Origin of the sequence: Kitasatospora sp. NPDC059327, from assembly GCF_042752535.1 — a bacterium.
Lineage (GTDB): Bacteria > Actinomycetota > Actinomycetes > Streptomycetales > Streptomycetaceae > Kitasatospora.
The window spans coordinates 99,568-125,306 of sequence record NZ_JBHYYB010000011.1; the positions used below are offsets into that span (position 1 = coordinate 99,568).

The following is a 25,739-nucleotide window of genomic DNA, read 5'->3' on the forward strand; positions in this document are numbered from 1 at the left end:
TTTCTCACACAAACCCCTCCGGGGGGGGGCCGCCGCCGGGGGGGGGGGGGGCCCGGGGGGGGGGCCGCCCCCCCCCCGCCGCGAGGGGGAGTCGGTGGGTCAGCTGGGCGTGCTGCCCGACGGGGTGACGCAGGGCGGCAGGGTCGAGGGCGAGAGCGTCGCGCAGGTCGCCGTCGCGACGGCCGACCGCGAAGCCGAGGTCGTGGTGCCGGTGGCCGTCGCCGCGTTGGTGGTGGCCGTCGCCGTGTTCGCGGTGGCGGTGGCCGTGGACGGCGCGACACTCGCGGTGGACGGCTTCGCGCTCGCCGTGGACGGACCGGACGAGCCCGGCGGGGAGGACGAGGAGGCGCCGGCGGAGCTGCTCGACGAGGAGGCCGAGGCCGACCCGTTGCTCGCCGAGGACGACGGACCGGACGGCGAACCGGAGGAACTGGACGCCGAGGCCGACCCGGTCGACGGACCGGTCGAGCCCGAGGTCGACCCGGAACCGGCGCCCGAGGTCGAGGCCGAGCCCGAACCCGACGTGCTGGCCGAGGTGGAGCCGGACACCGAGGCCGACGGGGAGACCGGGGGCATCGGCGCGGCCGGCGGAATGCCCGGCGCCAGGTCCCGCGGCGGCACGACCGGCCGGTCCTCCACCCTGATCTGCCCGGTCACCCGGGCGAACCAGCCACCCGTGTCGATGTTCACCAGCACGAACTCGGTCACCGGCTTCGGCGCCGCCACCACGATGACCAGCGAGGTCGGCTGGAAGCCGGTCCAGGACTTGCCGGTGTACTTGGCGTCGCTCACCAGCTCCGGCGGCTTCAGCGGGTTCCCGCAGCCGCAGCGCACCCTCGGCACGCCCTGCGCGTCCACCAGGACGGAGGTGCCCGCCTGCAGCACCGACTGGTAGGCGACCGCCACCCCGCCCTTGTAGCCGTGGTTGGTCACCCGGGTGTCCACCCGCAGGTAGGCCGAGGTCAGCGAGCGCATGTAGCTCGGGATCGCGGACTGCTCGATCCCCTGGGCCGAGGCCCAGGCCCGGCCGGTGTCCCCGGTCGAGGTCATGGAGATCAGCTTCTCGGTGTCGCAGGCCGGCTTGGACATCGCGCCCGCGTAGAGCCCGGCCGACGAACCCTGCACGGTGTGGATGCCGGCCGGAGAGGTCGCGGTGCTGCCCGGCGTGCCACCGGTCGGCTTGGCGGAGCCGGCGCTCTGGGTGCCGCCGGTCGGCTTGGCCGCGGCGGTGGTCGGCTGCGGAGCGGAGACGGCGGTGGTTTCCACCGACTGGGTGAACGGCGCCGCCCCCGGATCGCTCGGCGACTGCAGCGCCACCTCGTTGGCGGCCGGAATGGCGTCCGTGGCCTGCCCGCCCCCGCCGCCGGTGCTGTTGACGATCAGCACCGTCGCCAGCACGGCCAGCCCCGCCGTACCCGCGGCCAGCGCCAGCTTCTTGCCGGAGCGCCACCAGGGCGTCGGACGTCCGCCGCCCGGCCCGCCCGCCGCGCCCGAGGAGGAGCCGCCCGGCCCGGACGGCGGAACGGACGGCGGTCCCGGCGGGCCGCTCGACGGCGGCCCGGAGAGCGGGCCCGACGGCGGGCCGGAGGGCGGCCCGGTCGGCGGCCCGGAGGTGGGCGGTTGGGAACTCATCGAGGCTCCGTTTCGCGGGCGGCCGGGGAAGCGGCCGGCGCGGAACACTGCGGCCACTGGCTTCCATTTCTGCCCCGGCCGGGCATCCGCCGCAACAGCACGCCGCTCCCCGGTCGCCGTGCGCACACAGCGCGCGGGAACCGGTCCTGGGTGAGGCTGGACCCAGACGCGAGGGGGATACCCGAGTCCACCAGGAGCCCGTATGCCTCAGGAGCCCACCACCACGGCCCCCGGCCCGCCCGGTGTTCTGCGCGGCTGGCTGGACGCGCTGGCGGTCGTCCTCGCCGGGATCGCGGCGATGGCGGCGGTCGCCGCGCTCGGCCTCTGGGCGGCCGGCGCCGACTCGCTCCCGGGCGGCGGGTTCCCCTACGTCCTCGCCGGCGCGCTGGCGCTCGCGGTCGGCGGCTCCGTGCAGCTCGACGGCGGCGCGGGCTTCTTCGCCCAGGTGGACGCCGGGATCACGGCGATGCCGCTGAGCGTGGGACTGGTCGGCGCCCTGGTCATGGCAGAGGTGTTCCTGCGTCAGCTGCGCTTCCGGGCGGTCGCCGGCGGCGTCGAACTGCTCGGCCGGGTGGCCCGGACGGCGGCCGTCTGGGTGGTGGCCCTGGTGCTGCTCACCCTCGCCGCCCGGCACACCTTCGTCGTCCCGCTCGGCAACGACCTCGCCCAGCAGCTCGGCGGCGCCCTCGGCCTGACCCCCGAGATCGGTTTCCACGCGGAGGCGGCGACCACCGTCGGCCTCGGGCTGCTCTGGCTGCTGGTGGTGCTGGCGCTCACCTTCGCGGTCTCCCGGCGGGCGCCGCTGCCGCGCGGCCTGGTGCCGTTCCAGCAGGCCGTCCGGCCGGCCGCGTTCGCGATGCTGCTGGTGCTGCTGGTCTGCGTGGCGATCGGGCTGGTGGCGGGCCTGGTCACCGCCGTCGTGCACGGCAACGCGCGGGAGACGCTGGCGCTCCTGCTGCTGGCGCTGCCCAACCTGGTCTGGCTCGCGCTCGGGCTGGGGCTGGGCGCGCAGTGGCACGGCCATCTGGTCGGGGCCCTCGGCCTGCCGGTCCCCGACGCGCTGTCCACGGTGCTGCGCGGGCCGGACGGGTCGGCGGCCACCATCGATCTGGGCACCCTCGCGGAGCAGAACGGCCTGGTCTGGCTGCTGCTGCCGATGGCGGCCGTGCTGCTGCTGGCGGCGGGATTCCTCACCGCCTACCGCTCGCCGCGCGAGGTCCGGCTCTGGCAGCACGCCGTCCGGCTGGGCGCGGCGGCGGCGGTGACCATGCTGCTGGTGGGCGTCTGGTCACGGGTCTCCGCCGCCTACGGCCTCTCGGTGCTCGGCGTGGGCGTCGGGGAGGGCGGGCTGGGTGACCTCCTCGGCTCCGTCCTGGGGGACACCGGCCCGGCGGCGAGTCTCGGCGGCGGGTCGCTCTCGCTCAGCCCGCAGTTGTGGGTGGCGGTGCCGCTGGCGGCGGCCTGGGGGGTGGTCGCCGGCCTGCTGGGCGGGCTGCTGGCGGCCGGCCGGGGCCGGCGCGGCGAGATCCCGGCCGACGACCGCTGAGACCGGCCCCCGCTGCGCTCTGCCGCCCCCCGTCTACCCCCCGCCGGGCCCCCGCCGCGCCTCAGCGCGCCCGGGGGTAGACGATCGGGGTCGCCCAGGACGGTGGCTCGGGCACCGGAGGCGAGGCGCCCGGGCGGCTCCGGCCCGCGCGGGGGAGTACCTGGGTGGGCGGTCCGTCACCCTGCCACCCGGTGGCCGGGCCGGGGGCGTCGGCGTCGGCGGAGCGCAGCTCGGCCACGAACTGCAGGCAGCTGGAGTACCGCTCCTCGGGTGACTTGGCGAGTGCCCGGGCCACCACGGCGTCCACCGCCTCGGACAGGTCCGGGCGGTGGTCGCGCAGCGTCGGCGGCGGGTCGTTGAGGTGGGCCCAGAGCAGGGCGAGGTCACTCTCCCGGCGGAACGGCGGCGTCCCGGCCAGCATCTCGAACACCACGCACCCCAGGCTGTACTGGTCGCAGCGCCCGTCCAGCGGCCGCCCGGAGATCTGCTCGGGTGCCGCGTAGTCCAGGGTGCCGACGATCTGGCCGACGGTGGTCAGCCCGCTGAGCGAGAGCGACTTCTTGGTGAGGCCGAAGTCGGCCAGGTACAGGTGCTCCGGGTGTTCGCTGTCCGTCCCGGCGGCGACCAGCACGTTGCCGGGCTTGACGTCCCGGTGGACCAGGTCGTGGTCGTGCGCGGAGTCCAGCGCGGAGCCGATCTGCAGGGCGAGCCGGGCCGCCCGCCCGACCGCGAACGGGCTGCCCCGGTTCATCAGCCCGCGCAGGTCACCGCCGTCGACGAAGCGCATCGCGATGAACAGGATGCCGTCCGTCTCGCCCGCCTCGAACACCGGGATGATGTGCGGGTGGTCGATCGCGGCGGCGGCCTCCGACTCGTGGATGAACCGCTGGCGGAACACCTCGTTGCGGGCGAGCTCGGGCGCCAGCAGCTTCACCGCGACCGTCCGGCCCAGCCGCAGGTCCTTGGCCCGGTAGACGACGGCCATGCCGCCCCGCCCGATCTCGGCCTCCAGCCGGTAGCCGGCCAGCCGTCGGCCGACCATGCCGGACGGCAGGCCGGGAGCCTCCTCGGTGCGCGGCACCCCTTCGGCGGACTCCCGTTCGGCCGGCCGGTCCGGGGGGATCACAGCTCACCCGTCCGGGTGGGCTCGTACCCGCCCGCGGCCGGGCCCGGGGCCGGTCCGGGGGCGGCGTCGGGCGCCGTGCCGGCGGCCGGGCCGGGCGTCGCGCCGGGGGTGGCCCGCGGCCGTCCGGAGGCCGCGTACGTCTGGAGCTGGAGGCCGTCGCAGTAGCACCACCGGTCGTGCACCGGGTCGAACACCCAGAGCGCCTCGCCGTCGACGACCAGGCCGACCCGCAGGCCGCGGGTCCGCTCCCGGAACGTCTCCAGGTCGGCGCTGCCGGCCGCGAGGTCCTCCAGCAGCGCCCGGTAGCGGGCCAGCACGCCCTCGGCCTCGGCGAGCGCCGGGCGGGGGTCGGCCGTCCGGGCCGGCGGACCGGTGGCGTCCGGCGGCGCCGCGGGGAGGTTGATCAGCAGCCGGCCGTCCACCCAGGTGCTCCATCCGTTGGAGCAGAGCACGTTCCCCCAGTCGCCCTGCCGGCCGAGCAGCCGGACCGGCAGCAGCGCGTCCAGCCGGGCCGACGGCTGCGCCGGGTCCGGGGCCGCCCAGGAGGCCATCCCGTCCGGTGGGGCGACATGGGTCGGGCGGAACGCGAATTCGTCCATGGGCTCCGTCCATCGGAGGGCACTTCACCACCGCGTGGGCGCTCCTGGATGAGCGCTTTCGCGTGCTCACGTCCGCGGGATCACTTCCGCATGATCGCGGGCTCCTGCCGGCGCAGCAGCGCGAGCACGACGCCGCCGAGCAGCGCCGAGAGACCCACCAGGATGCCGAGGCACTGCAGCCAGCGGGTGCGGTCGGGCCGGAACAGCGGGTCCGCGGTGATGGCGGTCGGGAAGACCGTGTGCAGGTCGACGGTCTGGGCCATCGCGGCCAGACCCCAGCGCGAGGGCACCAGCCAGGCGAACTGCTCCAGGCCGGGTACCCCGTGCAGCTTCAGCATGGCGCCGCTGAAGACGATCTGCACCACCGAGAGGAGCACCAGCATCGGCATGGTGGCCTCCTCCTTGCGGACCAGCGCGGAGACCAGCAGGCCGAGCATCATCGCCGAGAAGGAGAGCATCGCGACGGCCAGGATCAGCTCGGCCAGCGGCGGCAGCACGACACCGCTGTGCACCTGGACGCCGTTGGGGAGCGTCGGACTGAGGTCCACCCCGGCCAGGCCGACGGTGGTCAGCACGGCGGCCTGGGCCACCGTGACCGTGCCCAGCACCACCACCTTGGAGACCAGGTAGGCCGATCTGGAGAGCCCGACCACCCGCTCCCGTTGGTAGATCGGCCGTTCCTTGACGATCTCGCGCACCGCGTTGGCGGAGCCGGTGAGGAGCCCGCCGATGCAGAGCGTGAGGACCACGTTGATCGCGTTGTCGGGGGAGATCCGGCTGCCGGCCATCGCCCGGCACATCACCCCGATGATGAACGGCAGGGCGATCATCACCGTGAGGAAGAGCCGGTCGGCCGCCAGCACGGCGGTGTAGCGGCGGACCAGGGTGGCCAGCTGGGAGAACCAGCCCTGCGGCTTCTCCGGCCCGATCGGGCTCCCGGTGCCCGCGGCGGCGCGCGCGGCGGGCACCGCCCCCACCGCCCCGGCGGCCACGTACCGCTGGAACTGCGGGGACTCCCGGAACCGGCGCTGCCAGGCGGCGTGGTCCTCGCTCTCGAAGGCCTCGAAGGCCTCCGGCCACTCGGCGTAGCCGAAGAACGCCAACGCCTCGCCGGGCGGGCCGTAGTAGGCGGTACGGCCGCCCGGGGCCAGCACCAGCAGCCGGTCGCAGACGGACAGGCTCAGCACGCTGTGGGTGACCACGACGACCGTGCGGCCGTCGTCGGCGAGGCTGCGCAGCATCGTCATCACCGAGCGTTCCATGCCGGGGTCCAGCCCGGAGGTCGGCTCGTCCAGGAAGAGCAGCGAGGGCTTTGTGAGCAGTTCCAGGGCGACACTGACGCGCTTGCGCTGGCCGCCGGAGAGGCTGGAGATGACCAGGTCGGCCCGGCTGTCCAGGCCGAGTTCGTGGATCACCTCGTCGACCCGGGTCTCGCGCTCGCGCGGGGTGGTGTCGCCGGGGAAGCGCAGTTCGGCCGCGTAGGAGAGCGCGCGGCGGACGGTGAGCTGGGTGTGCAGGATGTCGTCCTGCGGCACCAGGCCGATCCGGCGGCGCAGTTCGGCGTAGTCGCGGTAGAGGTCGCGCCCGTCGTACAGGACGGTGCCCTCGTCGGCCGGACGCAGCCCGGTCAGGGCGTTGAGCAGGGTGGACTTGCCGGCGCCGCTCGGGCCGGCCACCGCGAGCAGGGCCTTCTCGGCGAGCGGGAAGCCGACGCCGTCCAGCAGCACCCGGTGCTCGGGGCCGACCCGGACCACCAGGCCCTGGACGTTGAGCGAGATCTCGCCGGTGTCGGTGTACTCGACCAGCTCGTCGCCGGAGAGGCAGAACGCGGAGTGGCCGATGCCGACGATGTCGGCCGGGCCGACCGGGGCCCGGTTCACCGGGCGGCCGTTCAGGTAGGTGCCGTTGTGGCTGGTCAGGTCGACGATCTCGTGGCCGCCGTCGGGGAGCGTGCGCAGTTCGGCGTGGTGGCGCGAGACCACCAGGTCGTCCAGGACGAGGTCGTTGTCGTCGGCCCGGCCGATCCGCACCGTGCGGCCCGGCAGCCGGATGATCGCGCTGGGCCGGCGGAAGACGCCGGAGGCCTGGGGGGCGATCAGTGACGGTCGCTCGGCGGCGGCCGGCGCGGGTACCCCGGCGAAGGTCGCGGACGGGCCGTCCGCGGGGTTGCCGAACCGCAGCAGGGTGCCGGGGCCGACGTCCTCGTGGTCGATCCGGCGGCCGTCGGTGAAGGTGCCGTTGGTGCTGCCGACGTCGTCCAGCCGCCAGTGGCCGTCGCTGGTGTGCAGCACCGCGTGGTGCCAGGAGACCCGTGGGTCGTCGAGGACGATCTCGCTGGTCGGGTCGCGGCCGACGTGGTAGGACCGGCCAGGATCGATCAGTTGCGAATCCTGGTCGGTGACGAGAACCAGAGGCGGCGCGACGGGCGCGCCAGCGCGCTCTCCCATGGCTCGCATTCTAGTCCGGCCGGGGCGCCCCGGCTTTCCGGCCCGGACCGGTCACGGACCGGTCGCGCATCGACTGCGCATCGACTGCGCATCGACCGCGGATCGACCGCGGATCGACCGCGGATCGACCGCGGATCGACCGCGGATCGACCGCGGACGGGCCGCGGACCGGCCCCGGGCGGGTGCCGGATCGGTCGTGGACCGACCGTGGACCGACCGTGGACCGGACCGGACAAGTGGACTGGACCACTGGATCCGGACCGGTCCGCTGCCCTATCGTTTCCCCCATCGTCCGGCGCATCTGCCCCGCCGTCCGGCGCGTCTGCCCCCGTCCGGAACGATCCGGACCGCCCCCGCGACCCCCCTGGATGGACCGATGAGCCTCTGGCCGCAGTTGCGCGATTCCCGGCTCGTCCGGGCCGGCCGGGCCTCCGGGGCGCGGCTGCGCTGCGGGCTGATGGACACCATGCTGGCCGACCTCTCGGTCTCGGTCGTCCTCTTCTTCGAGCAGACCCTGGACGAGGACCGGCTCGCCGCCGGCCTCGCCCGCGCACTGGCGCAGGTCCCGGTCTTCGCCGGGCGACTGCGCACCGTGGGCGAGGAGTTGACCGTCGTCTGCGACGACTCCGGTGTGCCGATGGACAGCTACGACGTCGACGGCACGCTCGCGGAGGCGATGGGCCGGGTCACCTCGGCCGGCGCCGGCCTGGTCGACCCGGTGGACGCCCCGGCCGCCCGGCTCGGCGGCGTCCCGTTGTTCACCGTCCGGATCACCCGCCCCTCGGCCGGCGGCACGGTGCTGGGCTGCTCCTGGCACCACGCGATCGGGGACCTGCAGAGCTTCATGCTGCTGATGCGGGCCTGGTCCGCCGCGGTCGAGGGCGGGGAGCTGCCCGAGGCCGAACTGGTCGAGGACCAGGACGCCCTGCTGGCGAAGGTGCTGCCCGCCGAGGACTGCGGGCGGCCCGGGTTCCGGCTGCCCGACCCCGCCGAGGCCGCCCTGCTGGCCCGCGAGGTGGCGGCCGGTCCGCGCGCCAACCGGACCGTCCAGCTGTACTTCGGCGAGGCCGAGATCGCCCGGATGCGCGAGGAGTTCAGCGCGACGGCGGGCCGAAGACTCTCCTCCGGCGACGTGCTCTGCGCCCACGTCGTCAGTACGATCAGGGCCCTGGACGAGGACGACGAGACCCGCTGGCTGACCGTCCCGGTCAACGCGCGCCGCCCGCTCGGCCTGCCGCCGACCCTGGTCGGCAACCTGCTGGGGGACGTCCATCTGCCGCACGCGCCGCAGGACGGGCCGGCCGCCCTGGCGGCCGCGCTCCGGGGGGCGCTGGAGGACTTCGCGGACGGGCACCTCAACCTCCGCTCCAACCAGGCCTTCCTGGAGGCGATCGGGCGGTCCCGGCTGCGTGACTGCGTGCCGCTCGGTTTCGACCCCGCGCACCGCCGGTTCAGCTTCTCCAACTGGAGCCGGTTCGGCGCGTACGAGGTCTCCTTCCAGGGGCACCGGCCGGTGTTCTTCAGCCCGGCCGCCAACTACCCGCTGCCGTGGGTCTCCTGGACGGTCGAGGGGTTCCACGGGGTCGGCTCGCTCACCACGGCCGTGCTCCCGGCGCGGCTGGCCGCCCGGCTGCGCGGCGCCGAGGGACGGGCGGCGCTGCACCGCTTCCGTGACCCGGCCGACGTGCTGCCCGCGGCGGCCGGCGCCGTTGCCAAGGTGCTCTGACGCACCGGCCGGTGCGGCACCACGACTGAGGGGGAGAGCCCGCGGGCCCTCCCCCTCACGTGTCGTCACCGGGCCGGTCAGGCCGGGAAGGCCGCCTCGATCGCCGTCCAGAGCTGCACCCGGGCCTTGAGCGCGAGCCGGACGGTGTCCGCGCAGGCGGTCCACTTGGCGTCGTCGTCGCCGCAGAGGTCGATCAGCATCTGCATCGCCATCGGGGTGTGCTGCTCGCCGTCCACCTCGATGTGCCGGGCCAGGTAGTCCTTGAAGACGGTGAGCGCGCCGTCCGGGTCCTCGATCTTGATGACCTGGGCGAACATGTCGGGGATGAGGTCCTCGCGGCCGAAGGCGAACGCCGCCGCGCGGCAGTGCACCGGCGCGTTCTCGATGATCTCCCAGGTGGTCGCGGTGAAGTCGACGGCGGCCTGCGGCACCCCGGCCTTCTTCAGTGCCTCGGGCACCGGGGTGCCCGCGCGCAGCAGCTCCAGGAACGCCTCCACCGGTGCCGGGTCGGCGCCGGCCTGCCGCATGCCCTCGACGTACAGCTCGAAGTGGCTGGTGAAGCCCTCGCCGAGCTCGTCGCTCTCCTCGACCAGCACGATGTCGTTGATCAGACGACGGCTGGCGGTCGGGCCGTTGGGGATCCAGGGCACGTCGACGCAGGTCAGCTCGCGCTGCAGGCTCTTCAGCAGCGACATGAAGTCCCAGACGGCGAAGACGTGCCGGTCCAGGAAGGTCCGGACGTGCCCGATGCTGGTCAGGCCGCCGTAGACGGTGTGGCCGACGACCTCGCGGCGCAGCGGGTCGATGGCCTCCTGCAGGCCGGACAGGCCGGGGTGCGAACGGTCCCAGTGGTAACGGCTGTTGGACATGTGACGCTCCTTCACGGGGGGACGGGATTCTGCCACGGGAGCCGCGCGCCGGACAGGGGTCGCGCGGTCGTTCGGGCTGTTCTGTGCTGACGGGCTACTTCATGACGGCGCGCAGGGCGTGCCGCAACTGCTCCCGGCCGGGCTGGAGGGCGCGGTCGAGGGCGGGGGAGAACGGCAGCACCGCGCCGTCGGGGCGGGTGATCCGGCGGGGCGGTGCGATCAGCCGCATCTCCTCCGCGGCCGTGGCCAGCACCTCGGCGCCGATCCCGCAGCTGCGGTTGGAGTCGTCGACGACCACCAGCCGGCCGGTGCGCTCCAGGGAGGCGGCGAGCGCCTCCCAGTCGAAGGGGTACAGCGTGCGCGGGTCGAGGACCTCGACCGAGATCTCGTCGGCGAGTTCGGCCGCGACGGCCAGCGCGTCGTGCACCAGGTGGCCGACGGCGACCAGGGTGACATCGGTGCCGGGCCGGTGCACGCGCGCCGAGCCGAGCGGAATCGGCTCCAGTGCCCAGGTGACCGTCTCCCGCACGGCGAGTGCGGCGGCCGGCGCGAACACCACCACCGGGTCCGGGTCGCGCACGGCCGAGCGCAGCAGGCCGTAGGCGTCGGTCGGCGTGGCGGGGACCACGGTCTTCACCCCGGCGTGCGCGAACAGGCTGTAGGGGTGGTCGGAGTGCTGGCCCGCCCAGCCGTCCCGGGAGCCGGACCCGGGGACGACGCAGGTCAGCGGGACACTCGCCTGGCCGCCGGTCATCAGCGAGAACTTGTGCGCCTGGTTGACGAGTTGCTCGAAGACGAGGAAGAGCAGCGAGGGGATCTGGAACTCCAGCACCGGCCGCCGCCCGGCCAGGGCCGCGCCGATCGCCATCGAGGTGAAGGCCTGTTCGGAGAGCGGGGTGTCGACGATCCGCTCCGGCCCGAACCGGTCGAGCAGTCCGAGGGTCGGGCCGGCCAGGCCGGCGCCGATGTCCTCGCCGAACACGCAGACCGCGGGGTCGTCGGCCAGTTCGTCGGCCAGTGCCCGGTTGAGCGCCTTGGTGTAGGAGAGCCTGGTCATCCCGTCGCCCCCGCCCGCGGCCGCCGTCCGTCGGCGTAGAGATAGTCCAAAGCGCCCTCCAGGTCCGGGAGTTCGGAGGCGAGTGCGAACTGCTCGGCCTCCGCGAGCTCGGCTGCGACGGCGGCGTCGATCGCGCCGGCGGTGGCCGCGCCGATCGCGGCGGCGGCGGGCAGCAGCGGATCGCGGGCCTGCCAGTCGGCGACCTCCTCCGCGCTGCGGTAGCGCAGCTTCATCCGGCGCTCCATGGTGTGGTGGCCCTCGAAGCGGTAGGTGCGGCACTCCAGGAAGGCCGGCCCGCCGCCGGCCCGCGCCCGGGCGACGGCCTCCTCGGCCGCGGCCCGGACGGCCTCGGTGTCCATCCCGTCGACGGTGACGGCGGGGATTCCGAAGGCGGCCGCCCGTCCGACGGCGCTGCCCGCGACGGCGGTGGCGGCGGGCAGGGTGGTCGCGTAGCCGTTGTTCTCGCAGACGAAGAGCACCGGCAGCCGCCACATCGCGGCCAGGTTGAACGACTCCAGCAGCACGCCCTGGTTGAGCGCGCCGTCGCCGAAGAAGGAGACCGCCACCCGGTCGTCGCCGGCCTGCCGGGCCGCCCAGGCGGCGCCGACCGCGATCGGTGCGCCGGCGCCGACGATGCCGTTGGCCCCGAGGATGCCCAGCGAGAGGTCGGCGGCGTGCATCGAGCCGCCCCGGCCCCGGTTCAACCCGCCGACCCGGCCCGCCAGTTCGGCGAGCAGGCGGCGCGGGTCGACGCCCCGGGCGAGCACGTGGCCGTGCCCGCGGTGGGTGGAGGTGAGCCGGTCGCCCGGGCCCAGCGCGGCGCAGACACCGACCGCGACCGCCTCCTGGCCGATGTACGGGTGGATGCCGCCGGTGATCACCCCGGACTTCACCAGGCCCAGCGCCAGTTCCTCGAAGCCGCGGATCAGCCGCAGCATCCGGTAGCGCTGCGCGGGCGTGCCGAGCGGCGCCACCCGCGTGCCGCCGTCCGGGGCGGGCGCGGCGTCGGGGGCCTCCGCCGCCGCGGCGTCGGCCGCCGCCGTCACGGGGTGCCCCGCCAGAGCGTCGGGCAGATGTCCGGGTCGGCGTAGTCCGGCCGGTCGTCGGCGGTGCGGCGGACCACCACGTCGTGGTTGTAGACCACCGTGCCGCCGTCCGGCCTGGTGTGCCGGCGGTACTCGTTCGCGCCGTCCTGCAGGTGCAGCGAGATCGCCCGGCGCGGGGCGTCGGAGAGGTTGGCGCCGCTGCCGTGGTAGGTCCGGCAGTGGTGGAAGCTGACGTGCCCGCGCGGGATCTCGATCGGGACCTTGCGCACCTGCTGCCCGTTGTGGTGCGCGTTGGCGGCCAGGATCGACTCCAGCTCGGAGCGGTCGCGGTGGGCGAAGTGGCGGGTGGAGTCCTCGCCGGAGTCCAGCTCACGCCAGCGGTGGCTGCCGTCGATCATGGTGATGGTGCCGTTCTCCTCCCGGCAGTCGTGGAACGGGAGGAAGGCGGTGAGCATCCGGTCGGAGCTGGAGGTCTGCCAGTAGTGCTTGTCGAAGTGCCAGGGCACCTGGTTGGTGGGCTCCTCGGGCACCGGCGGCTTGTAGATCAGCGTCGACTGGAAGACCCGGATCTCCTCGGCCTCGGCGAGCAGCGCGGCGACGGCGCCCAGCAGCGGCTTGCGCAGGATCGCGGCGATCGCGTCGCTCTCGTAGTGGACGTAGTCGTTGTGGCGCTGGACCGGGCCGTGCGAGGGCTCCCAGGCGGCGAGGTTCGGCGGGCGCACGGAAAGCTCGCGGTCCCGGTGGCCCTCGTAGTACTTCTCGGTGGCGGCCTGCAGGGTGTCCAGCTCCTCGTCGCCGAACAGCCGGCGGGAGAGGTACCAGCCGTGTTCGAGGTAGCCGGCCACCTCCTCGGGAGTGGGCAGCAGCGCGCGCTCGGCCTCGGTGAGCCGGAACTCGGGTGCGGTGGTCATGCGGGGGCCTCCTTCTGCGGGGCGGGGGTTGCTCAGACGGAGGCGGCGGAGCTCTGCCGCTCGACGGCCTCGTACAGGGCCTTGATGTTGGCGGTGCCGAAGGTGCCCGCGCCCTGGCGCTCGATCAGCTCCAGGAAGTAGGTGCGGCGGGGGTGCGTCGAGCGCAGGAAGATCTGGAACAGCTGCCCGCCGTGGTCCTGGTCGACCAGGACGTCGAGTTCGCGCAGCGTGTCGACCGGGATGGCCGTCCCGCCGAGCCGCTCGGCCAGCGCGTCGTAGTAGGCGCCCGGGGTGCTGAGGAACTCGACCCCGCGGTCGCGGACGGTGCGGACGGCGGTGGCGATGTCGCCGGTGCGGAAGGCCAGGTGCTGGACGCCCGCGCCCTCGTTGTCGGCCAGGAAGGTGTCGATCTGGCCGGGCCGGCGGCTGGTGTCGGGCTCGATCAGGGTGAAGGTGACCTCGCCGGAGGCGCTCTGCACCACGCTGGAGTCCATCGCCTGCTCGCCGACCTCGATGTACTCGCCGAAGATCCGGTGGAGGCCGAGCGCGGCCTCGCAGAACTTGACGGCGGGGGCGAGCTCCCCGGCCGGCACGCAGATCGCGGCGTGGTCGAGGGCGTCCAGCAGGGTGGCGGCGGGCGTCGCGGGGGCGGGGCCGGCCGGCACCTCGGGGACGAACCGCAGCGCGACGTCGCCGAATCCGGCCACCAGCCCGCCGGTCCGGTCCAGGACACGGGCGCCGTGCCGTTCGGCACGCTCCAGCGAGGCCTGCGGGTCGGTGCAGCCGAGGGCGATCACCCCGACGCCGTCGCCGTGCACGGCCACGAACCGGGCGACCGGGTGGTCGGGGTCGGTGGCGGAGACGAGGTGCAGCCGGATGTCGCCCTGCCGCAGCCGGACGGTGCGCGTCCCGAGCGGCCCGGCGGCGGGCGCCGCCGCGGGGGACCCGGCAGCCGGTTCCCCGGGCGCGTGGTCCCCGGGCGCCTGGTCCCCGGGCGTGCGTTCCCCGGGCGTCTGTTCATCGGGGACGAAGCCGAAGTCGGCGCGGAGGCCGGCCGCGGTCTGGTCCGCGTCGGCGCAGTGGAACTCGACATGGGTGATGGACTGGATGGACAACGGGTTCTCCCCGGGGGTGGCGAATGATGGGTGGCCGGGGCTGGGCCCGGCCCGGGCGCCCCGCCGGGCCGGGCCGGCTCCGGCGGGGCTCGCCCGGCAGGCCGGGGCGCGGCCCCGGCGGCCGGCCGCTACTTGGTGGACCGGGTGGAGGCCGGGCCGAAGACCAGGCTGAGGTTGTGTCCGCCGAAGGCGAAGGCGTTGCTCAGCGCGGCGCCCGGCGGTGTCGCCCGGGCCGCGCCGCGCACGTGGTCGAGGGCGCAGGCCGGGTCGGGGTCGGTCAGGTTGAGCGTCGGTGGCAGCGTCCCCCGGGCAACCGCGAGCGCGGTCACCGCTGCCTCCAACGCGCCTGCGGCGCCCAGGAGATGACCGGTCGCTCCCTTGGTCGAGCTGACCGCCGGCCCGTGGTCGCCGAAGACGGCGCGCAGGGCGGCGGTCTCGGCGACATCGCCCAGCTTGGTACCGGTGCCATGGGCGTTGACGTAGCCGATGTCGGACGGCGCCAGGCCCGCGCTGGCGATCGCGGCGCGCATCGCGTCGGCCGCGCCCGCGCCGTCCGGACGCGGCATGGTCGGGTGGTGCGCGTCGGTCGAGGCGCCCCAGCCGGTCAGGTCGGCGTAGCCGGCCGCGCCGCGGGCGTCCGCGTGCTCGGCCCGCTCCAGCACCAGGACGGCGCTGCCCTCGCCGAGCACGAAGCCGTTGCGGCGGGCGTCGAACGGCCGGCTGGCCTGCGTCGGATCGTCCCAACCGGACGACAGCGCACGGGCGTTGGTGAAGGCGGCGGCGATCGTCGGGTGCAGCGAGGACTCGCTGCCGCCGCAGACCACCACATCGGCGTCGCCGGCCCGGATCAGCCGAAGCCCCTCGGCCACGGCCTGGGCACCGGCCGCGCAGGCCGTCACGATCGCCGAACTGAAGCCCCGGATCCCGTGCTTGATGGCGATCCGGGCGGTGGCCATGTTGGAGAGCATGCCGGGCAGCAGATACGGGCTGACGCCGGGCCGGCCGCGCTCCAACCGCCGGTGCGACTGCTGCTCGAAGGTCTCCAGCCCGCCACCACCGGTGGCCAGGACCACGGCGGTGCGGTGCGGGTCGGCGTCCCGCCCGACCACCAGGCCCGCGTCGGCCAGCGCGTCGTCGGCGGCGGCGAGCGCGAGCAGCACGAACCGGTCGACGCACCTGGTCTCGGTCGGCGGCAGCACCTCGCGGCCCTCGACGGCGGGTGCCAGGCCGGCGGCGGTGAGCCAGCCGTGCGCGGCGTGACCCTCGGGCAGCGCGCGGATGCCCGAGTGCCCGGCGGTGAGCGCCTCGAAGACCTCGCCGGGCTTCCGGCCCACCGGTGTGACCAGGCCGATTCCGGTGACCACGGCGCCCGGGCGACCGGTGGGCGCTCCCGGGCGGCCGCCGGCCGCGCTCATCGGGCGGCCACCGAGTCGAGATAGCGCTGCCGCAGCAGCACCTTGCGGACCTTGCCGGTCGGCCCCAGCGGGATGTCCTCGCCGGACACCACCAGGACCTGACGGACGGTGGCCGCCGCGGCCTCGTCGAGGGCGGCCGTGACCGCCTTGGTGCGGTCCGCGGCCGGATCGGCGTCGGCCGCCAGGATCAGCAGGACATCGGTGACCACCCGGTCGACGTCCCGCACGGCGACGACCGTGCAGTCCGCCACGTCGGGGCAGGCCGCCAGCACCCGCTCCTCCGACATCGCGGTGAACAGCCGCTTGCCGTCGCCGAGTTCGACCGAGTCCACGGCCCGGTCGACGTGGTAGTAGTAGCCCTCCTCGTCCCGGTACATCAGGTCCCCGGTGAGGAAGCGGCCGCGGATCCGGGTGCGGAAGGTGGTGGCCGAGTCGTTCCAGTAGCCGAGCGCCAGGGTGGGGGAGGAGGTGGCGAGTTCGCCGACCTCGCCGGGGCCCAGCGGCTCGCCGTCCGGGCCGACCACCTCGCAGTCGACGAAGGCGTGCGGGCGGCCGACGCACCGGCCGTACCGCTCGGTGCCGGGGCCGTGGGAGATGAAGAAGTGCGAGTGGCCCATCTCGGTGGAACCGAGGCCGTCCACGAACAGCGACCCGGGCACCCGGACCCGGCCCTCGCGGGTGACGGTCTCGCGGCTGCCGGTGGCGATCAGCCGGCGGATGTGCACCTCGTGGGCGCAGTCACCGGTGTTCCACCAGAGCGCGACCGACGTCAGCTCCCGCTCGGCCAGGTCGTGGTGGGCCAGTTCGGCCCAGGTGGCGGCGAAGCCGATGACACCGGTGGGCCGCCGGCTCTCGATGGCGTCCAGCACACCGGCGCCGGACTGCCGGGAGAGCAGGTCGAGCCGGGTGTGCGAGCTGAGCGCGAGGTTGACCGCGATCAGGGTGGCGGCGTGCGGCGCGGGCAGCGCGCTGAGCATCCGGTCCTGGCCCTGCGGGCGGGGCAGGCGCAGGCGGTGGCGGATCGCCGCGTACAGGCTCGCGTGGGAGTGGACCACCGCCTTGGGCATCCCGGTGGTGCCGGAGGAGTGCGTGATCGCCACCGGGTCGCCGGACCAGTGCCGGTAGGGCGCGGGCGCGGCGTCCGGGTCGCCCGAGCCGAGCGTGCCGATCTCCGGGAGCAGCGGGGCGCCGGGGTCGTGGCCGGCCAGGGCGGCCAGGTGGGCGGCGTCGGCGAGGACGCCGACGGGGCCGAGCCGGGCGATGTAGCGGGCGGCGCGCTCGCCGTCCACGTTCGGGTTGAGCAGGGCCGGGATCGCGCCGAGCCGGGCCAGCGCGAGGAAGGAGAGCACGTGGTCGGCGGCGTCCGTCGCGTAGACCACCACCGGGTCGCGGCGGGTTACGCCGAGACCGTGCAGGGCCGCGGCCCGGGCCCGGACGGCGCGGTCCAGCTCGCGCAGGGTGAAGGGCTGCCAGGCGGCGTGGTCGTCCACCGGGGTGTCGAAGGTCAGCAGCGGCTCGTCCAGCCCGAGGCCCAGGGCGATCCGGCTGGTCAGGACGTTGCCGGCGCCGACGTCGGGGTCGTCCGCGAGAAGGGTGCGGATACTGCGGATGCTCACGGTGGTGAATCCCTCCCATGGTGCTGGGCGTACTTCGGCGGGTGCGGCGTGTGGCGCCGCCCGCTCGATGGCGGTGCGGGGAACGCGGAGGCGGTGGGCTCTGCGGGGCGGCTCGGGGGTGGGCGCGGGGGTGGGGCGGCTCGGGTCAGCCGGCCGTGACCAGGACGGCGGCGGCCCGGTCCGTCCCGTCGGCGGACTCCGCCTGCTCGGCGGCGATCACGAGGACCTGGTCGGCGTCGCCGTCCGCGAGGAGCAGCGCCGCGAGGTCGAGCGCGTCCGGCGGGACCAGGCCCGGGACCGGGTCGACCGGGCTGATCGCCACCACCGGACCGGTCAGGCCCCAGCGGGCGGCGATGTGTCCGAGGACGGCGTTCGGGTTGGACTGGAAGAACAGCAGGGGCGGTACCCGCCGCCCGGAGGCGGCGGCGTCGTCGATGGCGCGGGCGGTGGCGCGGTCGCCGCCCGCGCTGGCCAGCAGCAGGGCGGTCCGGCCGGGGGCCGGGGCGCTGCCGTGACGGGCGCGCAGGCAGCGTTCGGCGGTCTCGGCCACCAGCGGATTGAAGGAGGAGGCGGTGAAACCGGGGATCGGCGGGAGCGGTTCGTGGTGGCCCGGCTCCGGCCAGCGGGCCTCGGCGAGGACGCGCAGCTCGGTCATCGGGCCGCCACCAGGAGTGCGGTGTTGGCGCCGCCGAACGCGGAGTTGAGGGTCAGCGCGTAGCGCGGCCGCCCGGCGCGCGGGCCGTCCAGGACGAGGTCCAGGCCGACGTCCGGGTCCGGGCCGAGCCAGCCGGCGTTCACCGGCAGCCGGCCGTCGCGCAACGCCGCGATGGTGACGGCGAGTTCGAGCAGCGCCGAGGCCTCCAGGGCATGACCGTGGACGGCCTTGCTGGAGCTCACCGGCAACCGTTCGGTGTGGGCGCCGAAGACCCGGCGCAGCGCGCTCGCCTCGGCGCTGTCGGCCAGTGGTGAGCCGGTGCCGTTGGCGTTGACGTAGCCGACCTCGGCCGGGTCGACGCCGCCCCGGGTGAGCGCGGCCTCGACGGCCCGGGCCACGCCGTCGCCGGTCGGCTCCGGGCGGCAGACGTGGTGGGCGTCGCCGGCCCGGCCCCAGCCGGCCAGCCGGGCGAGCACCGGCGCGCCGCGCCGTTCGGCCTCCGGCTCGGCCTCGACCACCACGGCGACGGCCGCGTCGCCGAGCAGGGTGCCGGTCCGGCCGGCGCTGAACGGGCGCAACTCGCCGTCCCGGGCCAGCGCGCGGCCGGCGTCGAAGGCGGCGAAGACGCCCGGCTCCACCAGGTGACCGGCGGCGACCAGCACCCGGCGGTGCCGGCCGGCCGCCACCAGCGCGGCGGCGTCGGCCACGGCGGTGCCGGCGGCGACGCAGGCACCGGTGTACACCCGGGTCACGCCCGGGAGGTTCCAGGCGGCGGCCGCGCCGGCGGCCACGGCGGCGGTGACGGCCCGGGTGTGGAGGTCGCTGTGCAGGGCGAGCAGGACGGGCGTGCCGTCCCGGTCCGCGGTGGGCCCCTCGTCCCGGTCGGTCGCCGCCCGGCGGTCGTCGCCCTCGCCGCTCGCGCGGCCGGCGGGCAGGCCGGCCTGGCGGCAGGCCTGGTCCACGGCGGCCAGCACGGCGTCGGCGAGCGGCGTCGGCTCGGCCAGCAGCGCGGCCCGGCCGGTCCGGCGCGCGGAGACGTCGAACCTGCTCACCGCGGTGAAGGCGGTCTTGCCGTGGGCGGCCGCGTCGGCCAGTGCGTCGAGCCCGGTGCCGGCCGCGCTGAGCACGCCGACGCCGGTGACCACGGGTCGGACGGCGGGCGGGGCGTGGCCGGTCATGACGGCGCGGCCCCCGCGGTCTGCGGCGCCGTGGCACTCGCGGCGTCGGCGGCCGCCGAGAGGACGGCCGAGCGGAGCAGGTCGACGGCGTCGTCCACGGTGCGGACCGCCTCGAAGCGTTCGTCGTCGAGGTCCGGCTCGATGCCGTAGCGCTGCTCGAACTCGGCTATCAGCCACGTGAGTTCGAGTGACCCCAGCTCCTCGGGGACGTCGCCGGCGGCGCGCTGCCCGAACGCCGCCAGGATCGTCAGGACCTCGGCCCGGTCGGGGAGGACGGGCTCGCTCACGCCGGGCTGCCCGAGGTGGCGTTGGAGGCCTCGAAGCGCTTCGCGACGTCGGCGGTGAACTCGTCGAGCGTCATCAGCGCGGTGCTCTCCATCTCGTCGAAGTCGAACTTGATCCCGAACTCGTCCTCGACCTGCACCGAGAGGTCGGCGAGGGCGAGCGACTCCAGGTCGAGGCCGGCCGGGCCGAGGTCGGTGTCGCCGGTGACCTCGGAGACGTCGTACTGCATCTCGGTCAGGGCGGCGAGGACGAACTCGCGGATGCGGTCCTGCATGGTGTGCTCCTGTACTCGCGCGCCGCGGCGCACGGATCGTCGGGGGAGGAGGCGGAGAGTCGTGGACACGTCGGTTCGAGGGCGCCGGGCCGGCGGTGCGGCGTGCCGTCGGTGGGCTGTCCGGCGGGCCGGGTCAGCCCACCGCGGCCGCGGTCGCCCGGAGGGCGGCCGGGTCGCGCAGCAGCTTTCCGGTGGCGGTGCGCGGGAGTTGTGGGAGGAAGGCCAGTCGGCGCGGCCGCTTGTAGGCGGCGAGCCGCTGGGCCAGCGCGTCCCGGACCAGAGCCCGGTCGGCGTCCTCGTCGGTGGCGAGGTAGGCCTCGATGGCGCCCTCGTCGAATACCACGACGGCCTCCCGGACCTGGGGCAGGCCGGCCAGGATCAGTTCGACCTCGCCGAGGTCGACCTTCAGCCCGCCGATCGAGACCTGGGAGTCCCGCCGGCCGAGGACGGTGACGAGCCCGGTGGCCGGGTCCAGTTCGGCGGCGTCACGGGTGTGCAGCCAGCCGTCGGACCAGCGGGTCGGGTCGTCCAGCCCCGGGTACGGCGAGGCGGCCGTCCCCAGCTGCAACTCCCTTGCCACCAGGCGGAGTTCCATGCCGTGGACGGGCTGCTTCGCCGGGTGCAGAACACCGTCGAGATCGGTGGCGATGACACCGGTCTCGGTCATCCCGTACATGGTGCCCAACGGCACGCCGTACCTGGCGGTGAAGGCGGCCGGCAGGCCCGGGCGGACCAGTTCCCCGGCCACCACCATCCGGCGCAGCCGCGGCAGCGCCGGGGGCGCGGCCACGCCGGCCAGCAGTTCGGCGTGGAAGGGTACGCCGATCACGGTGGTGGGCCGTTCGGCCTCGTCGGCGACGGCGGCCAGAATGCCCGCCGCCGTCATCCGGTCCGGCACGGTCAGCGGTGCGTGGGCGTGCAGGCTGTTCAGCAGTCCGCCGACCAGTCCGAGCACATGCACCACCGAGGAGAGCAGTACCACCCGCTCGCCCTCGCCGGGGAAGTCCACCAGCCGCTGGTAGCAGCCGAGTTCGCGGATCAGATCACCGGCGGTGCGGGCGATGACCTTGGCCGGGCCGGTGGACCCGGAGCTGAGCTGGACCAGCGCGTGGCCGGTCCGGGCAGGTCGCCCGTTCGGTAGCCGGACGGCCACCGGCTCGACCTCGGAGAAGCCGCGCAGCGCCGCCGAGGGCCGATGAGCGGACCCTACCAGCACCTGCGGGGCCAGCCGTTCGACCGCGAGCTCGATCTCATGGTCGGTCAGACGGTGGTCCAGCAGGGCCACCTGGGCGCGCAGGTGCCAGCAGGCGAGCAGGGCGGCGACGAAGCCCAGCGACGGTGGCAGCCGCAACGCCGCCGTGCCGCCGGGGCCGAGGCCGGCCGCGGCCAGCCTCGCGGCCTGTTCGTCGACCAGGGCACGCAGGGTGCCGCGGTCGACGGCTGTGCCGAAGCGCAGGCACTCCTCGCTCTCCGGGCCGTCCAGCAGGAACCGGGTCACCCAGTTGTCCGGGGCGTCGGCGTGCGGCGGTGCGGAGGGCGGAAGTGAGGAGGGGGAAATGCCGGTCAACGCCACTCCACGCAGAGGAGATTTGACATGGACGCCGTTCTCAAACCAATACGGCCAATTCCGTTGCCAGACTTTTGCACAGACGTTTGGTCAAATCAAGGTCTATACCAATCCGGCTCGCACCTCCTACGCTGCCGAAGCGGGACTGGTCCGAGCGCGGCCGTCCGGGAACGAGGATGCCCGTGGGACCACTCACGACGGCCGGGTACGAGCGCGCGGCGCACACCCAACTGCCACCGGAAATATGGGACTTCATCGAGGGTGGCAGTGGACTCGAACGCACTCTGGCGGCCAACCGGGAAATGTTCGGCCACTACGCACTGAGGCCCCGCACGCTCGTCGACGTCTCGGCCTGCTCGACGACCGTCCCGCTGCTCGGAAGCGAGCTGCGGCTGCCGGTCGGAATTGCCCCGATGGCCTACCACCGGCTGGTCCATTCGGACGGGGAAACCGCGACCGCTCGGGCAGCCGGCCGGGCCGGGGCGTTCCTGGTCGCCGGAATCTTCGCCAGCCGGACCCTGGAGTCCATGGCCGCCGCCGCCACCGGCCCGCTCTGGCTGCAGCTCTACTGGCTGCGGCGTCGTGACGCGCTCGCCGCGCTGATCGAACGGGCCGAGGCCGCCGGCTTCGCCGCCCTGATGCTGACCGTGGACGCCCCCCGGATCGGCCGCCGGATGCGCGACCTGCGCAACGGCTTCGCCGTCCCGCCGCACATCCGCGCCGTCAACCTCGACCCCGCGCTGATGGCCACCAGCCACCGGGCCAACGCCGGCTCCTCCGGCATCGCCGACCACGCACGGGAGCAGTTCGACCCCAGCCTGACCTGGTCCGACCTGGCCTGGCTGCGCGAACGCAGCAGCCTCCCGCTGGTCCTCAAGGGCATCCTGACGGCCGAGGACGCCAGGATCGCCGCCGACCACGGCGTGGACGCCGTGGTGGTGTCCAACCACGGTGGCCGCCAACTGGACGGCGTGCTGCCCGCCCTCGCGGCCCTGCCCGAAGTGGTCGCCGCCCTCCCGCCGGAGGTCCCGGCGCTGCTCGACGGCGGCGTCCGGACGGGGACCGACATCGCCGTCGCGCTCGCGCTCGGCGCCCGCGCCGTCCTGGTCGGCCGCCCCGTCCTCTGGGGGCTCGCCGTCGAGGGCGAGGACGGCGTGCTCCGGGTGCTCGACCTGCTCCGTGACGAACTGGAGCACACCCTGGCCCTGTTGGGCCGCCGCACGCCCGCGGACCTGGACGGCACCGTCCTCGCGCCCTGGCCCACCGCCTGACCGCGCCGCCCCTCCGGACGGAGGGGCGGCACCGTCCGGCCCCGTACCCGAGGCTCCGCGCGAAGGCGCCGCATCGCGCCCCGCGCCCGAGCCCCGCACCGCACGTCCGACAGAAAGACCGACGACATGAAGAACCAGGACGTCTTCCCCGGCTGGGACTGGGACGACCCGGAGGACCTCGCCGTCCGGCTCGACGCGTTCAGCGGCGACGTCGCCACCTGCCGACAGCTCGAACCGGCCGTCGGCGGCCTCCCCAAGGACCACCGGGGCTTCCGCGAGCTCGGCATCACCGGGATCGAGTTCGCCGCCTTCCGCACCGCCCACCCCGAGGGCCTCGGCACCGACCTGACCGCCCTGCGCGGCCCCGAGACCGGGACCGAGCCCGGCACCCTCTACCGCGTCGACGGCGACCGCTGGTTCACCCAGCTCGACATCGGCCGGCCGCTGCCCTTCGCGGACGCCAGCGTGGACTGGGTCTACGCCGAGCACCTGATCGAGCACGTCACCATGCCGATCGCGGTCGGCTGGCTGCGCGAGGCCCGCCGGGTGCTGCGCCCCGGCGGCGTCCTGCGGATCACCACCCCCGACCTGGCCCGCTACCTGCGGGGGTACGCCACCGACGACGGCTTCCTCGCCAAGCACCGCCGGCGCCTCACCACGATGGGCTTCGGCCCGCCGATGCCGCAGCGCCCGGCCTTCCTGATCAACCAGATCTTCCGCTACTACGGTCACCAGTGGATCTACGACCTGGACGAGCTGCGGCACGTCCTCACCCGGGCCGGCTTCGAGGCCGACCGGATCCGCCACTGCGCCTACCGGGAGGGCGTCCGCGCCGACGTCGCGGACCTCGACACCGCCTTCCGCACCGACGAGACGATCTACGTCGAGGCCGACCGCTGAGCGCGGCGCCCCCCTCCCCCTGCCCGATCGGATGACCATGCCGCTGCACCCCCAGGCCCAGGCGCTGCGCGAGCGCCGCGCGCGGGCCGGCACACCCCCGCTCTACAGCCTCACCCCGGCGGAGGCCCGCGCCGCCGACCTCGCCGACATCCGGGCCGCCGCCGGTACCCCCGAGCCCGTCGCGGCCGTCGAGGAGCACCGCATCGCCGGCCCCGGCGGCGAACTCGCCCTGCGGATCTACCGCCCCGAGCCGCCCGGCCGCCGACTGCCCGCCCTGCTCTACCTGTTCGGAGGCGGCTGGACGCTGGGCTCGCCCGACACCAGCGACGCGATCTGCCGCCGGCTCACCAACGCCGTCGGCTGCGTCACCGCCTCCGTCGGCTACCGCCTCGCCCCCGAACACCCCTTCCCCGCCGCCGTCCACGACTGCCGCGCCGCCGCCGGCTGGCTGGCCGGGAACGCCGACACGCTCGGCATCGACCCGGACCGGCTGGCCGTCGGCGGCGACAGTGCCGGCGGCAACCTCGCCGCCGCCCTGACCCTGCTCGCCCGCGACGAGGGCGGTCCGGCCCTGCGCCACCAGCTGCTGGTCTACCCCAACACCGACCACCGGGCCGCCGAGGCCCCGTCGGCGGAGCGGTTCGACGACCCGCTGCTCTTCAACCAGCGCTCGGTGGACTGGTACTGGGGCCACTACCTGGCCGATCCCGCCGACGGCGACCACCCGCACGCCTCCCCGCTGCGCGCCCCGAGCCTGGCCGGGCTGCCGCCCGCCACCGTGATCACCGCCGAGTACGATCCGCTGCGCGACGAGGGGGAGCGCTACGCCGAGGCGCTGCGGGCGGCCGGCGTCCCCGTCGAGTCCCGCCGGTACGCGGGCATGCCGCACGGGTTCTTCGCCATGACGGGTGTCCTGGACGCCGCCGGGGAAGCCCAGCGGTACGCCGCCGAGCGGCTGCGCGAGGCCCTGCGGTGACCGCCGCCGCCCCTGCCGCCGCGCCCGCCGTGCCCGCCGCAGGGCCCCTCGCGCTGGGCGACCTGCACGCCTCGCTGGCCGATCCGCTGCTGGACGCGATGACCTTCCTCAACGAGGTCACCACCCGCTACCCCGGGGCGGTCTCGTTCGCCCCCGGCCGCCCCTACGAGGGCTTCTTCGAACCGGAGGACGTCCACGACCACCTGGACGCCTACCTGGAGCACCTCGCCGCCCGGGGCCTCGACCGCGACGCCGCCCGCACCACCCTGTTCCAGTACGGCCCGACCAAGGGCGTCATCGCCGACCTGGTCGCCCGCACCCTGGCCAACGACGAGGGCCTCACCGTCGCACCCGAGTCCCTGGTGCTCACCGTCGGCGCCCAGGAGGGCATGCTGCTGACGCTGCGCGCCCTGTGCGCGGGACCGGACGACGTCCTGCTGGTCAGCTCGCCCTGCTACGTCGGCGTCACCGGCGCCGCCCGGCTGCTCGACCTGACCACCGTCCCGGTGCCCGAGGGCCCCGACGGCGGACCCGATCCGCGGGCCGTCCGGGCGGCGGCCCGGGCGGTCCGCGCCGAGGGGCGGCGCCCGAGGGCGCTCTACGTCGTCCCCGACTTCGCCAACCCCTCCGGCACCAGCATGCCGGTTGCCGCCCGGACGGGGCTGCTGGACACCGCCGCCGAGGAGGGGCTGCTGGTCATCGAGGACAACCCGTACGGCTTCTTCGCCCGTGACCCCGGTGAGCGGCCCACCCTGAAGGCGCTGGACCGCCGCCGCCAGGTTGTCTACCTCGGCTCCTTCGCCAAGACCTGCTTCCCCGGCGCCCGGCTCGGCTACGTCGTCGCGGACCAGGAGGTGGCCGGGCCCGGTGGCCGGCGCTCGCTGCTCGCGGACGAGCTGGCGAAGCTGAAGAGCATGACGACGGTCAACACCCCGGCGCTCAGCCAGGCCGTGATCGGGGGCATGCTGCTGCGCCACGACTGCCGGCTGCGGGCCGCCAACGCCCCGGCGACGGCCTACTACGCGGCCAACATGGCGGCGCTGCTGGCCGCGCTGGAGGCGCAGTTCCCCGCGGCCGAGCGCGAGCGGCTGGGCCTGTCCTGGAACGAGCCGGAGGGCGGCTTCTTCGCGGTGCTGACGGTGCCCTTCCCGGCGGACGAGGCGGCCATGGAGCGGTGCGCCCGGGAGTACGGCGTGCTCTGGACACCGATGGCGCCGTTCTACCCGGCGGGCGGGGGAGAGCGCCGCCTCCGGCTGTCCGTCAGCTCGCTCACCGGAGGTCAGATCCGCGCCGGCGTGGCCGACCTGGCCCGCTTCATCCGCGCCGAGGCCGGTGCCGGCGCCGGCGCCGGCGCCGGGGCGCGGGCGCCGGCGGCACGGTAGGGGAGCGGTACGCACGAGGGTGGGGGCGGGGCGTGGGGACGGCCCCCCCCCCCCCCCCGGGCCGGCCGGCCGCCCCCGGCCCCGGCGGACCGCCCCCCCCGCGCGTACACCCCCGCCGCCGCCGACACCGAAGCCCCCCCGCACAC

22 protein-coding genes are annotated in these 25,739 nt (G+C 75.2%); 6 read left to right on the top strand and 16 right to left on the bottom strand.

The features are described from left to right. Window positions 1-99: 99 nt before the first annotated feature. On the bottom strand, window positions 100-1,632 hold the full coding sequence (locus ACFXHB_RS09800; RefSeq protein ID WP_380573368.1) for a DUF6777 domain-containing protein: 1,533 nt from the start codon (window positions 1,630-1,632) through the stop codon (window positions 100-102). A gap of 202 nt (window positions 1,633-1,834) precedes the next feature. Here ACFXHB_RS09800 and ACFXHB_RS09805 point away from each other — a divergent pair, with 202 nt between their 5' ends. After that, complete coding sequence (locus tag ACFXHB_RS09805) at window positions 1,835-3,178, top strand: streptophobe family protein (protein ID WP_380573369.1); 1,344 nt, start codon at window positions 1,835-1,837, stop codon at window positions 3,176-3,178. Between the two features lie 61 nt (window positions 3,179-3,239). Here ACFXHB_RS09805 and ACFXHB_RS09810 read toward each other — a convergent pair whose 3' ends face one another. The 3 genes from ACFXHB_RS09810 to ACFXHB_RS09820 form a co-directional block, all read right to left on the bottom strand. After that, a complete protein-coding gene (locus ACFXHB_RS09810) occupies window positions 3,240-4,220 on the bottom strand; it encodes a serine/threonine-protein kinase (protein WP_380573439.1) in 981 nt (326 codons plus the stop codon). Window positions 4,221-4,300: 80 nt separating this feature from the next. Continuing rightward, complete coding sequence (locus tag ACFXHB_RS09815; RefSeq protein WP_380573371.1) at window positions 4,301-4,903, bottom strand: hypothetical protein; 603 nt, start codon at window positions 4,901-4,903, stop codon at window positions 4,301-4,303. Window positions 4,904-4,983: 80 nt separating this feature from the next. Next, window positions 4,984-7,350: an FHA domain-containing protein gene (locus ACFXHB_RS09820; RefSeq protein ID WP_380573372.1), complete on the bottom strand. Its 2,367-nt coding sequence runs from the start codon at window positions 7,348-7,350 to the stop codon at window positions 4,984-4,986. Between the two features lie 376 nt (window positions 7,351-7,726). Between ACFXHB_RS09820 and ACFXHB_RS09825 the strand changes: the two genes are divergently transcribed. Further along, complete coding sequence (locus ACFXHB_RS09825; protein ID WP_380573373.1) at window positions 7,727-9,076, top strand: acyltransferase; 1,350 nt, start codon at window positions 7,727-7,729, stop codon at window positions 9,074-9,076. A 77-nt stretch (window positions 9,077-9,153) separates the two neighbouring features. Here ACFXHB_RS09825 and ACFXHB_RS09830 read toward each other — a convergent pair whose 3' ends face one another. The 12 genes from ACFXHB_RS09830 to ACFXHB_RS09885 all read right to left on the bottom strand — a co-directional run bounded on the left by ACFXHB_RS09830 (window position 9,154) and on the right by ACFXHB_RS09885 (window position 21,070). Then, the gene (locus ACFXHB_RS09830) at window positions 9,154-9,945 is read right to left on the bottom strand and encodes a DUF3050 domain-containing protein (protein WP_380573374.1); all 792 of its coding nucleotides are present in this window, start codon (window positions 9,943-9,945) and stop codon (window positions 9,154-9,156) included. 94 nt (window positions 9,946-10,039) lie between these two features. Then, window positions 10,040-11,002, bottom strand: a complete 963-nt coding sequence (locus ACFXHB_RS09835; protein WP_380573375.1) for an alpha-ketoacid dehydrogenase subunit beta — start codon at window positions 11,000-11,002, stop codon at window positions 10,040-10,042. After that, on the bottom strand, window positions 10,999-12,048 hold the full coding sequence (locus tag ACFXHB_RS09840) for a thiamine pyrophosphate-dependent dehydrogenase E1 component subunit alpha (RefSeq protein ID WP_380573376.1): 1,050 nt from the start codon (window positions 12,046-12,048) through the stop codon (window positions 10,999-11,001). Before ACFXHB_RS09840 ends, ACFXHB_RS09835 begins: the two co-directional genes overlap by 4 nt. Then, entirely contained in the window at window positions 12,045-12,959 is a 915-nt protein-coding gene (locus tag ACFXHB_RS09845; RefSeq protein ID WP_380573378.1) for a phytanoyl-CoA dioxygenase family protein, read from the bottom strand. The genes ACFXHB_RS09840 and ACFXHB_RS09845 overlap by 4 nt, the downstream gene beginning before the upstream one ends. 32 nt (window positions 12,960-12,991) lie before the next feature. Then, on the bottom strand, window positions 12,992-14,074 hold the full coding sequence (locus ACFXHB_RS09850; RefSeq protein ID WP_380573379.1) for a VOC family protein: 1,083 nt from the start codon (window positions 14,072-14,074) through the stop codon (window positions 12,992-12,994). Between the two features lie 128 nt (window positions 14,075-14,202). Continuing rightward, window positions 14,203-15,489 carry a beta-ketoacyl-[acyl-carrier-protein] synthase family protein gene (locus ACFXHB_RS09855; RefSeq protein ID WP_380573380.1) on the bottom strand — a complete coding sequence of 429 codons (1,287 nt, stop codon included), beginning with the start codon at window positions 15,487-15,489 and terminating at the stop codon, window positions 14,203-14,205. Continuing rightward, window positions 15,486-17,105 (bottom strand): AMP-binding protein, encoded by a 1,620-nt coding sequence (locus tag ACFXHB_RS09860; protein WP_380573381.1) that lies wholly within the window; start codon window positions 17,103-17,105, stop codon window positions 15,486-15,488. Before ACFXHB_RS09860 ends, ACFXHB_RS09855 begins: the two co-directional genes overlap by 4 nt. A 145-nt stretch (window positions 17,106-17,250) precedes the next feature. Then, the gene (locus tag ACFXHB_RS09865; protein WP_380573382.1) at window positions 17,251-17,760 is read right to left on the bottom strand and encodes a hypothetical protein; all 510 of its coding nucleotides are present in this window, start codon (window positions 17,758-17,760) and stop codon (window positions 17,251-17,253) included. After that, a complete protein-coding gene (locus ACFXHB_RS09870; protein ID WP_380573383.1) occupies window positions 17,757-18,938 on the bottom strand; it encodes a beta-ketoacyl synthase N-terminal-like domain-containing protein in 1,182 nt (393 codons plus the stop codon). The genes ACFXHB_RS09865 and ACFXHB_RS09870 overlap by 4 nt, the downstream gene beginning before the upstream one ends. Beyond that, window positions 18,935-19,225 (bottom strand): acyl carrier protein, encoded by a 291-nt coding sequence (locus ACFXHB_RS09875; protein WP_380573385.1) that lies wholly within the window; start codon window positions 19,223-19,225, stop codon window positions 18,935-18,937. The genes ACFXHB_RS09870 and ACFXHB_RS09875 overlap by 4 nt, the downstream gene beginning before the upstream one ends. Next, window positions 19,222-19,497, bottom strand: coding sequence for an acyl carrier protein (locus ACFXHB_RS09880; RefSeq protein ID WP_380573386.1), 276 nt, complete (start codon window positions 19,495-19,497; stop codon window positions 19,222-19,224). Before ACFXHB_RS09880 ends, ACFXHB_RS09875 begins: the two co-directional genes overlap by 4 nt. Before the next feature lie 133 nt (window positions 19,498-19,630). Further along, window positions 19,631-21,070: a class I adenylate-forming enzyme family protein gene (locus ACFXHB_RS09885; protein WP_380573387.1), complete on the bottom strand. Its 1,440-nt coding sequence runs from the start codon at window positions 21,068-21,070 to the stop codon at window positions 19,631-19,633. 170 nt (window positions 21,071-21,240) lie between these two features. Between ACFXHB_RS09885 and ACFXHB_RS09890 the strand changes: the two genes are divergently transcribed. The 4 genes from ACFXHB_RS09890 to ACFXHB_RS09905 all read left to right on the top strand — a co-directional run bounded on the left by ACFXHB_RS09890 (window position 21,241) and on the right by ACFXHB_RS09905 (window position 25,593). Next, the gene (locus tag ACFXHB_RS09890; RefSeq protein ID WP_380573388.1) at window positions 21,241-22,335 is read left to right on the top strand and encodes an alpha-hydroxy acid oxidase; all 1,095 of its coding nucleotides are present in this window, start codon (window positions 21,241-21,243) and stop codon (window positions 22,333-22,335) included. 126 nt (window positions 22,336-22,461) lie between these two features. Next, window positions 22,462-23,235, top strand: a complete 774-nt coding sequence (locus tag ACFXHB_RS09895; RefSeq protein WP_380573389.1) for a class I SAM-dependent methyltransferase — start codon at window positions 22,462-22,464, stop codon at window positions 23,233-23,235. Window positions 23,236-23,272: 37 nt separating this feature from the next. Continuing rightward, on the top strand, window positions 23,273-24,211 hold the full coding sequence (locus ACFXHB_RS09900) for an alpha/beta hydrolase (protein WP_380573390.1): 939 nt from the start codon (window positions 23,273-23,275) through the stop codon (window positions 24,209-24,211). Next, window positions 24,208-25,593 (top strand): PLP-dependent aminotransferase family protein, encoded by a 1,386-nt coding sequence (locus ACFXHB_RS09905; protein WP_380573391.1) that lies wholly within the window; start codon window positions 24,208-24,210, stop codon window positions 25,591-25,593. Before ACFXHB_RS09900 ends, ACFXHB_RS09905 begins: the two co-directional genes overlap by 4 nt. The last annotated feature ends 146 nt before the right edge of the window (window positions 25,594-25,739 follow it).

Excerpts from the sequence above, each read along its gene's own strand:
- ACFXHB_RS09800 (WP_380573368.1), bottom strand. The coding sequence starts at position 1,632 with ATGAGTTCCCAACCGCCCACCTCCGGGCCGCCGACCGGGCCGCCCTCC.
- ACFXHB_RS09805 (WP_380573369.1), top strand. The coding sequence starts at position 1,835 with ATGCCTCAGGAGCCCACCACCACGGCCCCCGGCCCGCCCGGTGTTCTG.
- ACFXHB_RS09810 (WP_380573439.1), bottom strand. The coding sequence starts at position 4,220 with ATGGTCGGCCGACGGCTGGCCGGCTACCGGCTGGAGGCCGAGATCGGG.
- ACFXHB_RS09815 (WP_380573371.1), bottom strand. The coding sequence starts at position 4,903 with ATGGACGAATTCGCGTTCCGCCCGACCCATGTCGCCCCACCGGACGGG.
- ACFXHB_RS09820 (WP_380573372.1), bottom strand. The coding sequence starts at position 7,350 with ATGGGAGAGCGCGCTGGCGCGCCCGTCGCGCCGCCTCTGGTTCTCGTC.
- ACFXHB_RS09825 (WP_380573373.1), top strand. The coding sequence starts at position 7,727 with ATGAGCCTCTGGCCGCAGTTGCGCGATTCCCGGCTCGTCCGGGCCGGC.
- ACFXHB_RS09830 (WP_380573374.1), bottom strand. The coding sequence starts at position 9,945 with ATGTCCAACAGCCGTTACCACTGGGACCGTTCGCACCCCGGCCTGTCC.
- ACFXHB_RS09835 (WP_380573375.1), bottom strand. The coding sequence starts at position 11,002 with ATGACCAGGCTCTCCTACACCAAGGCGCTCAACCGGGCACTGGCCGAC.
- ACFXHB_RS09845 (WP_380573378.1), bottom strand. The coding sequence starts at position 12,959 with ATGACCACCGCACCCGAGTTCCGGCTCACCGAGGCCGAGCGCGCGCTG.
- ACFXHB_RS09855 (WP_380573380.1), bottom strand. The coding sequence starts at position 15,489 with ATGAGCGCGGCCGGCGGCCGCCCGGGAGCGCCCACCGGTCGCCCGGGC.
- ACFXHB_RS09865 (WP_380573382.1), bottom strand. The coding sequence starts at position 17,760 with ATGACCGAGCTGCGCGTCCTCGCCGAGGCCCGCTGGCCGGAGCCGGGC.
- ACFXHB_RS09870 (WP_380573383.1), bottom strand. The coding sequence starts at position 18,938 with ATGACCGGCCACGCCCCGCCCGCCGTCCGACCCGTGGTCACCGGCGTC.
- ACFXHB_RS09880 (WP_380573386.1), bottom strand. The coding sequence starts at position 19,497 with ATGCAGGACCGCATCCGCGAGTTCGTCCTCGCCGCCCTGACCGAGATG.
- ACFXHB_RS09890 (WP_380573388.1), top strand. The coding sequence starts at position 21,241 with ATGCCCGTGGGACCACTCACGACGGCCGGGTACGAGCGCGCGGCGCAC.
- ACFXHB_RS09895 (WP_380573389.1), top strand. The coding sequence starts at position 22,462 with ATGAAGAACCAGGACGTCTTCCCCGGCTGGGACTGGGACGACCCGGAG.
- ACFXHB_RS09900 (WP_380573390.1), top strand. The coding sequence starts at position 23,273 with ATGCCGCTGCACCCCCAGGCCCAGGCGCTGCGCGAGCGCCGCGCGCGG.